The following is a 13,695-nucleotide window of genomic DNA, read 5'->3' as shown; positions in this document are numbered from 1 at the left end:
TTCCTCAACAACTCTGCTGTGCTCTGGTAGTTACACCGGATTGCAAGAACCGCATAGTCTTGATTGGCATCAATGTACACCTCGAGTCACTGCCTTACTATTTCCGCATACACCGCTAGCCGAGTATATTTTCTACTACTAATGGGGAGAGCCATGAAACGAGTACTTACGATTACAGCTGCCGCTGCGATGGCGTGTACGGCAACTATAGGGCAAGCTTATGAACAAGGTGACTGGATATTGCGCGTGGGCGCTACCACCGTTAGCCCGGATACCGACAGTGACGATATCTACCTGCCAACAGGCCTTGTCGCAAAGGCCGATGTCGATGACGATACGCAGTTGGGTATTATTCCCGTGTACATGTTCACCGAGCATTTTGCTGTCGAAGTGTTGGCCGCAACACCGTTTAGCCACAATATCGAAGCGAAGGGCGAGGGCGCCATCAAGGGTACTAACCTTGACGCTGGGTCTACCAAGCAACTGCCTCCCACAATCAGTTTCCAGTTCTACCCCCGCGGTGGGCAGAGTGGCTGGCAGCCCTATATCGGTGCAGGTTTGAACTATACAACGTTTTTTGACGAGGACGTGGATAACGAGTTGATTGGCTTGCTTGGAAGTCTCACCGGTGGTGCAGTTAACGGTGCCGATCTGGATCTCGATGACTCCTGGGGACTCGCGCTGCAGGCCGGTGTCGATATCCCGATCGACGATCACTGGGCATTCAACGCCGGTGTCTGGTACCTCGATATCGATACCACCGCTAAAATTACTGCCAAAGCAAATGGCGCGACAGCAGCTACGGTGAAGTTCGATGTGGATATCGATCCCTGGGTCTACAACATCGGTATCGCCTACAGGTTCTAATCGCTCTTGCGTTCAGGTCCCGTCAGTGACAGCGCTCAAATAGGGGCATGACTCTCCGGCGTGTTCTGCTACCGGGGCCATCTGCCCCGGTTTTTCATGTGTAAATGCAGCACTTTGTGATCCAAACTGTCAGTGTTGATGGTGCTGGTGCTGCTCAGTTGGAGTGTGCTGTGTGTGATTACCATGGCCACTGTGCGACACAGTGAGATACAGTGTCCACACACCGGAACCGATCAGCAACAGTGCAATAACAATTTTCAAGCCGCGCTGACGCAATAGCTTCTGTAGTCGATCGGCGCCAAAGCTGGTCGTTAGCATCGCCGGCAGTGTCCCCAGACCAAACAGCAACATCATCAACGCGGAGGTGGTAGCGTTTTGCGCCGTTGCGGCCCAGGCAAGGCTGCTGTAGATCAGGCCACAGGGCATCAGCCCCCAGCACAACCCCAGTGCGAAACCCTGAGGCCATCGCCGCAGTGGCAGCCAACGACCTGAGAGACGTTGCACCGGCTGCCACAGTCTGGCGCCGCCGCGTTCCAGCCACGCCATTCCACGCCACCAGTTCCCGATATACAGCCCCATGCCAATCAGTAGCACCCCGGCGAGATAGCGCAGAGCAATCGTCCACGCGGTGATATCGATACTGGCTGCGGCCAGCCCCAGCAGCGCGCCCAGCGTGGTATAGCTGGCGATACGGCCTGCATGATAGGCAATCGTGATAGAGGGAGTGCGGGCGTTCCCGAGATTCAACGCTGCAGCGATACCACCGCACATACCAAGGCAGTGCCCCGCACCGGACAGGCCGAGGAGAAATGCCGATCCGGCCTGTGCAGCGTCTATCATGGCTCGTCACTTTTGTTTGTAGCGGCTTTCTCTGATGTGTCTGAGCCGGAGTCTGCCGGTTTTTCTTCATCGGCCAGAATACGCCAAGCTTCCTTGTCCAGGTCTTCGTACTGGCCGCTGTTAATTGCCCAAAGCAGTAGCTTGATGGCGATGACGCAGAACAGTAGTGCGATAGGTATTAATATGTAGAGGCTTGCCATGACGTTCTTCGATTCAATCGCATTGAATTGCCAACAACCAGCAGGGAGCTGAGCGACATACCGATGGCTGCTGCCCAGGGAGGTACAAACCCCAGTGCCGCCAGCGGAATCGCACAGACATTGTAACCCAGCGCCCAGACCAGGTTTTGCCGAACGATCCGGCGGCACTGTCGGGCTTTGTCGAGTGTTTCGATAATTTTGCCCAAATCGCCGCCAACTATCACAAAGTCAGCCTGGCTACGGGCCAGATCGGTAGCACCGCTGACCGCGAAGGAAGCGTCAGCCAGGCCCAGCACCGGGGCATCGTTCAGTCCGTCTCCCACCATGGCGACTCCCGCTCCGTCCTTCTGGAGCTGCTCAACACGGGCCATTTTCTGCTGTGGGGTCTGATTAGCATTTACAGTTTCGATACCCAGTTCGCGGGCCAGAACAGGCCCTTGGGCTGAGCTGTCTCCCGTGAGTAGCTCTACCTGCAGGCCCAGTTTTCGAACTGTACTTACGACGGCCGCAGCCTCTTGCCGCTGAATGTCGTTGAGGCCTATCCAGGCCAGCGGCTGGCCTTCCCGGCACAGGCCAATCCAGTAGAGGTTGGCGTCCGGCGCGTCGGGAAACGCAGGGGCCAGCTCGCGGCAGAACGACAGGCTGCCCATGCGGTACAGCTGGCCGTTACAGCGTCCTTCGAGCCCCGCGCCCACACAATACTCCACCTGATCGCAGCCAGCGGCCGCGTCGATAGCATTGAAGGCGCTCGCAACGGGGTGTGTAGAGTAGCGCTGTAGTGCGGCGGCAAGCGACAGTACAGTGTCGCGGCCCATATCAGCAAGGGGGCTTACCTCTGCCACGGTCAGGGTGCCTTCAGTCAACGTTCCTGTTTTATCAAACACGAGGTGTGTGCAGCCCGACAGCGACTCTAACGCATTCTCGGTGCGCACGATGATGCCGCTGGCGCGCAATGCGTTGGCCGCGTTGGTGAGCGCCGCCGGGGTTGCCAGCGCCAGCGCACAGGGACAGCTGATCACTAACACGGAGAGGGCTATCCAAAAGGCCTGATCGGGCGCCACCTGCCACCAAGCAAGGGCGGTGCCAGCAGTCACCAGTAGAATGCCGGCAATGAACCAGGATGCGATACGGTCTGCCAAAATGGTCAACCGCGGCTTGCTCATCTGCGCGCTTTCAACGGAGCGCTGCAGCGCTGCCAGACGGCTGTCAGCATAGTCGACGAGTACCTGTGCTTGCAGGGCTGCGTCGACGTTCACTGTGCCGGCATAGATAGTGTCGCCTGTTGTTACCGCGCGCGGCAGGTGTTCGCCATTGAAGGCATCCTCCTTCACCGCGCTGCTGCCGTGCAGAATTCTGGCGTCCACAGGCACCGATTCACCGGTCTTGACCAAAATGGTGTCCTGCGGCAGTAGCTGCATCCGCGGTACGGTGACCCATTCCTCGTTGCGCTGCACGGTAGCCGCGCTGGGTAAGCTGTTCTGGGCATCCGACCAGGTGAACAGATGGCGCTGTTGGGATCGCCGTTCAAGGAAGCGGCCCAGCAGCAGTAAAAAAGTAAACATTACGACGGAGTCGAAATACACCTGCCCTGTGCCGCTGAGGGTGGCCCAGACGCTGGCCGCAAACGCCAGCCCAATCGCCAGAGAAACCGGCAGGTCCATCACCAGCGCACCGCGCTTTAAGTGGCGCCACGCCGAGCTGAAAAACGCGCTTGCTGAATAAAACACTACAAACCCTGCCACCGGCAGGCTGACCCAGCGCAACAGTGCCTGGTAGTTCGCCTCCATGCCCTGTATTTCACCGGCGTGCAGTGCGATGGCAAACATGCCGACCTGCATCATGCCGAGCCCGGCCACGGCCAGCCTGCGTAAGTCTGCGCGGTACTGCTGCTGGGATTGTTGCCGCGCGACGTCCGTGTGATAGGGGCGAGGGCGGTAGCCCAGGTCATCGATGTGGCTAAAGATGTCGCTGAGCAACAGTTGCGCGGGATCAAACGCAATATCCAATCGGGATTGTTGCAGGTTCACCAGCGCGCGCGAGACTCCCGGAAGTCGGGTCAGCGAGTGTTCTATCAGCCAGGTGCAGGCCGCGCAGCTTATTCCTCCGAGCAGCAGGCTGGCTTCAACCCGGCCCTCGTTATCCGGCGTAGAAAACGTGGCGGCGAGCGCCGGGTCGTCATACACCGCATACTGCTCGCGCTGGGAAGGTTCGTCGTCGGAGGGACGTTCGTTGTAGTTGGTGCGCTGGCGGTAGAAACTCTCCAGTCCACTGCCGGCGATCAGGCTGACCACGGCACAGCAGCCCTGACAGCACATCGCGCGGGGTTCGCCGTCGATGGACACGCTCAGTTCAAGATTTGGGGGGACAGGCTCGCCACAGTGGAAACACAGCTGCGGTGTAGCCAGTATGCGCGCTTCAGCCGGAGGGGGCATTGTCAATGTCGGCCGCTTGTACCTTGCCATCCAGGCGCCAGTCATCCCGCCGCAGACCCTGCAGTGTCCAGTGCCAGTGGGGTGCAATTTCGGTGCCCAGTGAACCGCGGTACGAGCCAGGCGCAATCCGTGTCAGAGGCATCGCAAAGTCGCGATCGGCCTCAAGCGGGTGAGAGAGCTTTAAACGCAGACCGGAGTCCTGTACCGGCCCGGACAACGTCACCGTCACGAGGTCACCACTGAAGTGCAGTTGGGCAGAGAGGCCCAGTTCGGCCGCTCGCTGCTTCTTGGCCAATTGCACGTTGATAGCGAGCCCATCTTTATAGTATTCATCGGCCACCAGGTCATCGGCGTGCCTGCTGGCGATAAAGGCTGTCCATATGCCTGCGACGACCACGCAAGCGGGCAGGGTGATCAGGAACCAGGGCCAGAAGTGCCGGTACCACGGTTTGGTGTCTGCACCGGGGAGGGGGTTGGTCACAGCGGTTTCACAAAGCGCGATTCTGTACTCGTGCGCAGTTGCGGTTCATCGGTGGCCTGCACTTCAAACATGATCTCTGTGCTGGGTGTGCTTAACAGGGCCGGGTCCATACGCACGCGCATGCCGATAGAGCGCACTTCGCCACCGTCGAGTGTATACACGGTATCCCCAATGAGGGTTGCCCCTTCCAGGCCTGTAAGGCCAATTTCGAATTCGTGCATTTCACGGTCCATATTCACCAACTGCAACGTATAAATATTATCGATGGCGTTCGTATCTGTGGCGACGAACAGCTGATTGCGGTCGCGGATTGCAGTCAGTTCCAGCGGAACCCGCGTGAACATCGTGTAGGAAAAGACCCCGACCATGGTAAACAATACCATGGCATACCCGATGATGCGCGGGCGCAGCCAGTGTGTCTTGCCACCTTGCAGTTCCCGCTCACTGGTATAGCGAATGAGTCCGCGAGGATAGTGCATTTTATCCATTACGGAGTCACAGGCATCCACGCACAGCGCACAGCCGATACATTCATACTGCAGCCCGTGGCGAATATCAATCCCGGTGGGGCAGACCTGCACGCACAATTCGCAATCGATGCAATCCCCCAGGCCGAGTTGCGAGGGGTCGGCATCGCGCTTGCGCGAGCCGCGCGGTTCGCCGCGGTTTTCGTCATAGGAAACGATCAGGGTGTCGTGATCGAACATTACAGACTGGAAACGTGCATAGGGGCACATATATTTGCACACCTGTTCGCGCATCCAACCGGCATTGATGTAGGTGGCCAGCGTGAAGAAGACGATCCAGTAGGGTGGCCAGCTGTCGATATCCAGATTGGTGAGGCTGCCGAGTAGCTCTCTGACAGGGTAGAAATAGGCAACAAATGTAAATCCGGTGACGAACGCAACGATCAGCCAGCCGGTATGTTTGGCGGTTTTTCGGATAAACTTTTCTACAGACCACGGTGCCTGATCCAGTTTGACGCGCTGGTTCCTGCTGCCCTCGGTTTTCTGCTCGATCCACATAAAAATACTGGTCCAGACAGTTTGCGGACAGGTGTAACCGCACCATATTCGCCCTGCAAGCGTGGTGACGGCGAATAGTGCAAAGGCGGCTATGATCAGTAAAAAGGCCAGCATGGGGAAATCCTGTGGCCAGAAGGTGAGCCCCAGAATATCGAACTTGCGTGCGGGGAGGTCGAACAGTACAGCCTGGCGTCCGTCCCAGTACAGCCAGGGCAGCGCGAGATAGCCCAGCAGTAGCGGCCAGCCAGAAAACAGTCGAATGCGCTGGAAAAAGCCTTCGATCTTGCGGGTGTAGATTTTCTCGCGGTGCTGGTACAGGTCGATCTCGCCAACTTCCGCTGGCGCGATCTCTTCCAGATCAATCCGGTTGGGGTCAGTCATAAGCCTCTAATACAGTAAAGCGGCGCGCTCCTCGCGATTAGGTTGACCTCTTGCGAGTGTGCGTGCCGCGGCCTGAAACCCAGCCTACTGGCTCAGGCCATAAACATAGGCTGCGATGATATGAATCTTGTCCTCGCTTAGTGTGTCGGCGTGGGCGGGCATCACACCGCCGCGTCCAGCGCGTATGCTGTGGCTGATTTGCTCTGCGCTGCCGCCGTACAACCAAATACCATTTTTCAGATTCGGCGCGCCCATTGCGGTGTTGCCCGAGGCATCCGCCCCGTGACAGGCCACGCAGTAGGTTTGAAACACCTTCTCGCCAGCGTTGACGCTCTTCTCGTCGGCATCGCGGCCATTGATTGACATGATATATGCGGTTACGTCGGTAACGCCCTTCTCACCGATCACGCTGCCCCATGCAGGCATGGAGCCCTGTCGACCTGCGGTGATACTGGTTTTGATATCGGCGGGCGTGCCGCCAAACAGCCAATCGTTATCGGCGAGATTGGGGAAACCATAACTACCGCGGGCATCGCCACCATGGCATTGCGCACAGTTGTTTGAAAACATCCGCATACCCATTTTGCGCACGGCCGGGTCGCTGGCAATTTCCTCGATAGGGAGGGCCAGATACCGGTCCCGCATCGCACGGTACTTTTCATCGGCCACAGACACCTGTTCTTCGTACTGCCCGACCTGCGTCCAACCGATAAGCCCCGGATAGTTGCCCATGCCGGGATAAATGATCAGATAGCCAATCCCCCAGACTATCGTCATGACAAACATGTAGAACCACCAGGCGGGGAGGGGGTTGTCGTACTCCTCAATGCCATCGGCGACATGCCCGGTTGTCCGCTCGGTCTGGCGCTGTTCCCGCTTGCGGTTGCCGAAAAGAATCCAGGTGATGCCTACTATGGTGATACTGGTGAGCACAATGATCCATAGGCTCCAGAAACTAGTCATTCTTCTCTTCCTCCTGCAGCGTGCGCTGGTTCATCTCCTCGTCTGCGAAGGGCAGGTTCGCCGCCTCATCAAAGGATTTTTTGCGTTTCTTGCTATACGCCCAAAAGCACAGACCGATGAATGCGAACATCAGGAATGCAGTGCTCAGGCCTCTCAGATCATTGATGTCCATCAGATCAGCCTTGCATTAGCGTCGTGATTGCAGCAGCGTACCGAGCTGCTGAAGGTAGGCGACAAGTGCATCGATTTCAGTTTTACCCTCGACCGCTGCTGATGCCCCTGCGATATCTTCTTCTGTGTAGGGCACGCCCACTTTGGACAGTGCCGCCATTTTTTTCGGGGTGCGCTGTGCATCGATCTCGTTATCGAAAAGCCACTTGAACGCCGGCATATTGGATTCCGGAACAACATCGCGCGGGTTGTACATATGGGCGCGGTGCCAGTCGTCACTGTAACGCCCGCCAACGCGCGCTAGGTCAGGCCCGGTGCGCTTGGAGCCCCATAAGAAGGGGTGGTCGTACACGAATTCGCCGGCGACTGAATAGTGCCCATAGCGCTCAGTCTCCGCGCGCAGGGGGCGGATCATCTGCGAGTGGCAGTTGTTGCAGCCCTCGCGGATATAGATGTCGCGGCCTTCCAGTTCCAACGCCGGAAGTGGTTTGAGGCCAGCGATCGGCTCATGCGTTTCCTTGGCAAACATCAACGGTACCAGTTCCACCAGCGTGCCAAAACTCAGTGCCACCAGCGTCAGTATGATCATCAGGCCGACATTTTTTTCGATTGCATCATGCTTCATGATCTACTCCTTACGCCGCGTTCGCTGTTGCGGGTGCAGCCAGGGGCTCCACGTCCCGCCGGCTTGTCATATAGACGTTATAGGCCATCACCAGCATGCCGCTGAAGAATATGGCACCGCCGATAAAGCGCACTACATAGCCCGGATAGCTGGCCGCGACGGCCTCTACAAAGCTGTAGGTCAGTGTGCCGTCCTGGTTATAGGCGCGCCACATCAGGCCCTGCAGGATACCGTTCACCCACATGGATACGATATAGAGCACTGTGCCGATGGTTGCCATCCAGAAGTGCGTGTTGATCAGCGATACGCTGTACATTCGCTCCTTCGCGAACAGGATGGGTATCAAGTGGTAGATGGAACCGATGGATATCATCGCCACCCAGCCCAGCGCACCGGAGTGCACATGCCCGATAGTCCAGTCTGTGTAGTGCGACAGGGCGTTCACCGTGCGGATCGACATCATCGGGCCTTCGAACGTCGACATACCGTAGAAGGAGAGGCTCACCACCAGGAAGCGCAGGATGGGGTCGGTGCGCAGTTTGTCCCAGGCGCCGGACAGCGTCATCATGCCGTTGATCATGCCACCCCATGACGGTGCCAGAAGTATGATGGACATCACCATGCCCAGGCTCTGAGCCCAATCGGGCAGTGCGGTATAGTGGAGGTGGTGCGGGCCGGCCCAGATGTATACGGCGACCAGTGCCCAGAAGTGGACGATACTCAGGCGGTAGGAATATACCGGCCGATCAGCCTGCTTGGGCACGAAGTAGTACATCATCCCCAGAAATCCCGCAGTCAGGAAGAAACCGACGGCGTTGTGCCCATACCACCACTGCACCATCGCATCCACTGTACCGGCATAGACCGAGTAGGACTTGGTCATGTCGACGGGGATTTCCATACTGTTGATGATATGCAGTACTGCAACGGCGAGGATATAGGCACCGAGGAACCAGTTCGCGACATAGATGTGCGAGGTTTTCCTCTTCATGATGGTGCCGAAGAAGACAATCGCATAGACCACCCAGACCACCGCAATGAGGATATCAATCGGCCATTCGAGCTCAGCGTACTCCTTGCTGGTGGTGATACCCATGGGCAGGGTAATCGCCGCAGCAACAATGACAAGTTGCCAGCCCCAGAATGTAAAGGCCGCCAGGCCATCGGACATCAGCCGCGTCTGGCAGGTGCGTTGCACGATGTAATAGGAGGTTGCAAACAGCGCCGACCCGCCGAACGCAAAAATAACGGCGTTGGTGTGTAGCGGTCGCAGTCTGCCGAAGTGCAGCCACGGCTGGTCGAAGTTCAGGGCAGGCCAAGCCAACTGCGCTGCAATCAGCACACCTACCAACATGCCGACAATACCCCAAACCACCGTCATGACGGCGAACTGGCGCACCACCTTGTAGTTGTATGTGGGGTGTTCCAGTGCAGTGTTGAGCTCGCTCATGGTTCTATTCCAATATAAAAAGTATGCAAGGTAGTGGCAGCGCTATCCGTAGCGCCCGCTCAATCGGTAAACGCCGGTGCGGCGCCGAAATCCCAGAGGATCACAGAACCGACCATCAAACAGATCAGAATGACCAGTGCGATGGCCAAAACAGCGCTGGAAAACAGAAAGCCGCGCTCCTCGGGGATTTTCATCACAATGGGTATTCCAAGATACATCAGGTACACCGACCAGCTGACAGCGACGACGCCGATCAGCATATCCAGCCACAGCACCGGGTAGAAACCGACCGCGCCAGCGAGAAACAGCGGCGTAGCCGTCAGGCCAATAATCGCGATGCCCCGCACAGTACTGGATTCCGCCCCGTAGGTGGCCGCCATCCAGTGCACGAAATAACCAATGATCGCGACACACGCGAGCATGGTCAGGTAAAAGAGGATACATATCTGGCGAGCGCTTTCACGTGTCAGGCGTATGGTTTCGCCGTGATCGCCGACTGTCCAGCCTATTTCTGTGGTGCCGTAATACCATGCAACAGCGGGCAGTATTGCGAGCAGGCACGGGTAGAGAAGCAGAGTACGCAGGGTATTCTCACTCATTGCGGCAACGGTGTGCCACTGTGTAGTGGGCCTGACCAATAAACCAAAGGTATGCTGAATCATTGGGGGCAGATCTCCCTCGTTGGAGTTTTTATTTGACGACAATGCCGTTTTGTTCTACCGAGTAACATCGGTATTTGGTGCGGGCAGAGTTGATTGAGAAGCGTGGTTTGCATGTGTACTCAGTTGGCTACATTCGCCATAGCTCGCATGGCCTGGGCATCAAGGATTTCGATCTCCTTGTTATCGACACGAAGAATCGCCAGCTTCTGCATGCGGCTGAAAACACGGCTCACGGTCTCTACTGTCAATCCCAGATAGTTGCCGATATCGACCCGTGACATCGGCAGGCGGAAATGGGTAGCGCTCAACTTGCGGCGCGCATTGCGAGTGGAGATGCTGAGCAACAGGGCCGCGACACGTTCATCGGCGGAATTTTTGCTAAGTAGTGTGATTAACACCTGATCTTCAGTGATTCTCTGGCTCATCAGTTGGAAAAAGTGGTGCTGCAGGTTTGGCATCAGGGTGCTGAGCCTGGACAGGGAGCTGAACGGGATTTCGCACACGGCAGAAGTTTCCAGTGTTCTTGCCGATGAATCGTGCACATTCTTACTGATGCCATCCATGCCGACGATTTCGCCCGGAAAGTAGAACCCCGTGACTTGCTCGCGGCCGTCATCGGTTGTCTTGTAGGCTTTTAGCGTGCCGGAGCGCACGGCGTACACAGATTGAAATTCGTCGCCCTCACGGTACAGGTGTTGCCCCTTCTGCAATGGTTTGCTGCGCTGGATAATATCGTCCAATTGAACGATGTCGTCATCTTCCAGGGTGAGGGGCAGGCATATACTGTTGAGACGGCAGTTTCCGCAGTTCACCCGGTACTCGTGCTGGCAGGGTATGAACTCTTCATCGGCTGGAGTTGAGATGTTGGAAGTCATCGGGCTTTTCCCTACATAGCGTAGGGGCGAGTATAGAGGATTTCCAGTGTAGGCTAAACTATCCATAGTCGTTAAATTGTCGCCGAAAAGGTTTTTGCAGAAGCGTCGATTACCCGGGTATCCAGATAGGCATCAAACAGCATGCATATATTGCGCAGGAAGGGTCTACCGAGTTCCGTTATCAGGATTTCATCGGAGCCTATCTGCAGCAGGCCGTCCGTTTCCATTTGGCGCATCCTGTCGATTTCGCGCCGGAACCTCGCGTTAAAGTCGACGCCAAAGCAGCGATTGCACTCGGTAATGTCCAGCTTGAGTTCACAGATCAGGCTCATGATGATAAACCGTCGTAGTTTGTCCTCACGGCTTACTTTAAAACCGCGGTACGCGGTGGGCCTGCCCTGATCAATCGCCTCGTAGTAAGCGGCGAGGTCGCGCTCATTCTGCAGGTAGAAATCACCCAACTGGCTGATCGCGGAAACCCCGAGCCCCAACATATCTTCGGCGATATTGAGCGAATAGCCCTGAAAATTACGCTGCAAACGTCCTTCGCGCTGCGCGATGGCCAGCTCGTCCTCAGGCAATACATAGTGATCCATGCCGATATGGAGATAACCAGCATCCTGCAGCCGCTGGCTGATAATACATTGCATCAGTAACTTCTCATCCGGTGTTGGCAGGGCCAATCGGTCTATCGCGCGCTGGCTGCTGAAGCGTTGCGGCATATGGGCATAGTTGTAGCAGGCGATGCGATCAGGCTTCAGGCCAATAACCTTTTCCAGCGTATCACCTATGGTTTCGCGGCTCTGATGGGGCAGGCCATAAATCAGATCAAAGCTCAATGAGCGAAAGTTGTTGTAGCGAACGTTCTCAACTAATGGCGCAACCTGTTCGTAAGGCTGAATGCGATTGATTGCTTTTTGCACGAGGGGATCAAAATCCTGTATCCCGAGGCTGATGCGATTGAAACCCAGGCCCTTGAGCAGAGCGATGGTATCGAAGTCCGTTACTCTGGGGTCGATCTCAATAGAGTATTCCCGGTAGCCGCTGTCGAGCAAGCGGAAGTGACTGGCCAGTAGGTGCATCAGCTCGGTCAGTTCGCCGTTGTCCAGGTAGTTCGGCGTCCCGCCACCCCAGTGCAACTGGGTCACGGGTCGACTACTGCCGACCACAAAAGCTTGGTGTTCCACCTCTATTTTGAGGCGACGCAGGTAGTTTCGAACGGCGTACTGCTCGCGTGTGACGACCTTGTTGCATCCGCAGTAATAGCAAATGTCATGGCAGAATGGCAGGTGAACATACAGTGACAGTGGCGCGGTTTTACGCTCGTCATTATTGCACAGCCAATGCGTGTATTGGTCGTGGGGAAAGTCCTCGCGAAACTGTGGCGCGGTGGGATAGGAGGTATAGCGAGGCCCCTGACAGCTATACTTTTCTGCCAGTGCACGCCCAGCCAGAATCTCAGAGGCTGTCCGGTCAAGGTGGCTCACATCCGTGGGCAATTGCGCCATGTCCAACTCAGTTTGTCATGTCTGGTAGCGACGAAGGCCTGACAATAACAGGGGATCGGAATCGTTTCGTTGATTCAGGTCAACAGGCTAAAGTCCTGGCTAACTCTGGTTCCCACAAGTTGTGCCTACCGCATACCTGTAATAGACTCCGCGCGATTAGTGAATTCCCGAGAGCGAAGCGTAATTGTGTCCAATCTCATCCGGAAGCTGAGCCTTTATGGCGATCATCTTCTCAGTAGAAACAAATACCTGTCGCGCCTCAATAACAGGATTCTCTCCTTCAAGGAATTAGAGTCACAGCCCTCAGAACGTGTCATTGACGCGCGAACCGACACCATCTCGGTGGCCAGTTGCCGTGTGCCTGAAGTCGAAGCATCAGAACTCACGGTTGAATTCCTGAAGCAGTCGATGCGAGAGAGTGGGTGTGTCATCGTAAGGAATTTTTTTGATCAGAATGACGTGAAAACGATGAAATCGTATATCGACTACTCTTTTTCCGTAAGAACTCGTGGCCGTGGCCGACTCGGGCGATATTTGACTAAACAATGCGATATCACCCCGGTGCTAAAAGAAACAAACGACAGCATCGCGATGAAGAAGAAATCCAATCCTACCTATGCGAATACCGTTTCCAACGGGGCAAAACTGGGGCGCTCTCTCGGCCTTGGCGGATCGATCCTGACAGTGAAAATGCCGAATGTGGTCGAGAAACTTCTCGATCTGTTTGAGCGGAAGTCGATGAAAACCCTGCTGCGCGACTATTTCGGTAACACACCCTGTGTGTCCGTTTTCAAGTGGACGTTGCGAAGATCGCAGTCGCCGGCCGAGCCCATCGATTTTCATCAGGATGGTGCCTTTATGGGGGAGGAGATAGCCAGTTTGAATTGCTGGATACCCCTGTCGAATTGTGGGCCCGGTTATGACGTGCACGGGTTGGATATTGTGCCGATAAGATTGATGCAGAAGTTTCGAACCGGCTCTGGCGTAATGGACTGGACTGTTGCAGCGCAGGCGATTTTGGATGAATACCCGGAAGAGGTCATCAAGGCGCCGACATTCCGCGAGGGTGACCTGTTGTTTTTTGATCACCTGCTACTGCACAGAACACAGTCGCTTTCCAGTGCTGAACAGCCCAGATATGCGATCGAAACCTGGTTCTTCGATTCGCTAAATTTTCCTAAAAATCAGATTCCCATGAGCTGGTAAATGCAATCC

14 protein-coding genes are annotated in these 13,695 nt (G+C 56.0%); 2 read left to right on the top strand and 12 right to left on the bottom strand.

What is annotated here, in order from left to right; genetic code table 11:
- Positions 1–153 precede the first annotated feature (153 nt).
- Entirely contained in the window at positions 154–867 is a 714-nt protein-coding gene (locus tag AC0L6S_RS06720) for an OmpW/AlkL family protein (RefSeq protein ID WP_473427651.1), read from the top strand.
- Positions 868–996: 129 nt separating this feature from the next.
- On the opposite strand, the gene AC0L6S_RS06715 is transcribed toward AC0L6S_RS06720, so the two are convergent.
- The 12 genes from AC0L6S_RS06715 to hemN form a co-directional block, all read right to left on the bottom strand.
- Positions 997–1,707 carry a sulfite exporter TauE/SafE family protein gene (locus tag AC0L6S_RS06715; RefSeq protein WP_473427650.1) on the bottom strand — a complete coding sequence of 237 codons (711 nt, stop codon included), beginning with the start codon at positions 1,705–1,707 and terminating at the stop codon, positions 997–999.
- On the bottom strand, positions 1,704–1,907 hold the full coding sequence (gene ccoS / locus AC0L6S_RS06710; protein ID WP_473427649.1) for a cbb3-type cytochrome oxidase assembly protein CcoS: 204 nt from the start codon (positions 1,905–1,907) through the stop codon (positions 1,704–1,706). The genes AC0L6S_RS06715 and ccoS overlap by 4 nt, the downstream gene beginning before the upstream one ends.
- Entirely contained in the window at positions 1,886–4,339 is a 2,454-nt protein-coding gene (locus AC0L6S_RS06705) for a heavy metal translocating P-type ATPase (protein ID WP_473427648.1), read from the bottom strand. Before AC0L6S_RS06705 ends, ccoS begins: the two co-directional genes overlap by 22 nt.
- Positions 4,323–4,820: a FixH family protein gene (locus AC0L6S_RS06700; protein ID WP_473427647.1), complete on the bottom strand. Its 498-nt coding sequence runs from the start codon at positions 4,818–4,820 to the stop codon at positions 4,323–4,325. Before AC0L6S_RS06700 ends, AC0L6S_RS06705 begins: the two co-directional genes overlap by 17 nt.
- Positions 4,817–6,226 carry a cytochrome c oxidase accessory protein CcoG gene (ccoG, locus tag AC0L6S_RS06695; RefSeq protein WP_473427646.1) on the bottom strand — a complete coding sequence of 470 codons (1,410 nt, stop codon included), beginning with the start codon at positions 6,224–6,226 and terminating at the stop codon, positions 4,817–4,819. Before ccoG ends, AC0L6S_RS06700 begins: the two co-directional genes overlap by 4 nt.
- An 84-nt stretch (positions 6,227–6,310) precedes the next feature.
- Positions 6,311–7,189 (bottom strand): cytochrome-c oxidase, cbb3-type subunit III, encoded by an 879-nt coding sequence (gene ccoP, locus AC0L6S_RS06690; protein WP_473427645.1) that lies wholly within the window; start codon positions 7,187–7,189, stop codon positions 6,311–6,313.
- Entirely contained in the window at positions 7,182–7,361 is a 180-nt protein-coding gene (locus tag AC0L6S_RS06685) for a cbb3-type cytochrome oxidase subunit 3 (RefSeq protein WP_159168154.1), read from the bottom strand. Before AC0L6S_RS06685 ends, ccoP begins: the two co-directional genes overlap by 8 nt.
- A 15-nt stretch (positions 7,362–7,376) precedes the next feature.
- Positions 7,377–7,985 carry a cytochrome-c oxidase, cbb3-type subunit II gene (gene ccoO, locus AC0L6S_RS06680; protein ID WP_473427644.1) on the bottom strand — a complete coding sequence of 203 codons (609 nt, stop codon included), beginning with the start codon at positions 7,983–7,985 and terminating at the stop codon, positions 7,377–7,379.
- Between the two features lie 10 nt (positions 7,986–7,995).
- Positions 7,996–9,435, bottom strand: coding sequence for a cytochrome-c oxidase, cbb3-type subunit I (gene ccoN / locus AC0L6S_RS06675; RefSeq protein ID WP_473427643.1), 1,440 nt, complete (start codon positions 9,433–9,435; stop codon positions 7,996–7,998).
- Positions 9,436–9,494: 59 nt separating this feature from the next.
- Entirely contained in the window at positions 9,495–10,097 is a 603-nt protein-coding gene (locus AC0L6S_RS06670; protein ID WP_473427642.1) for a Yip1 family protein, read from the bottom strand.
- A 119-nt stretch (positions 10,098–10,216) separates the two neighbouring features.
- On the bottom strand, positions 10,217–10,972 hold the full coding sequence (fnr, locus tag AC0L6S_RS06665; protein ID WP_473427641.1) for a fumarate/nitrate reduction transcriptional regulator Fnr: 756 nt from the start codon (positions 10,970–10,972) through the stop codon (positions 10,217–10,219).
- Between the two features lie 71 nt (positions 10,973–11,043).
- A complete protein-coding gene (hemN, locus tag AC0L6S_RS06660; protein WP_473427640.1) occupies positions 11,044–12,480 on the bottom strand; it encodes an oxygen-independent coproporphyrinogen III oxidase in 1,437 nt (478 codons plus the stop codon).
- Positions 12,481–12,666: 186 nt separating this feature from the next.
- On the opposite strand from hemN, the gene AC0L6S_RS06655 reads away from it, so the two are divergent.
- Positions 12,667–13,686, top strand: a complete 1,020-nt coding sequence (locus AC0L6S_RS06655) for a hypothetical protein (protein ID WP_473427639.1) — start codon at positions 12,667–12,669, stop codon at positions 13,684–13,686.
- Positions 13,687–13,695 lie beyond the last annotated feature (9 nt).

The sequence above is a fragment of the Halioglobus sp. D3-4 genome, from assembly GCF_055809315.1.
This window is presented reverse-complemented; position numbering and strand designations above follow the sequence as displayed.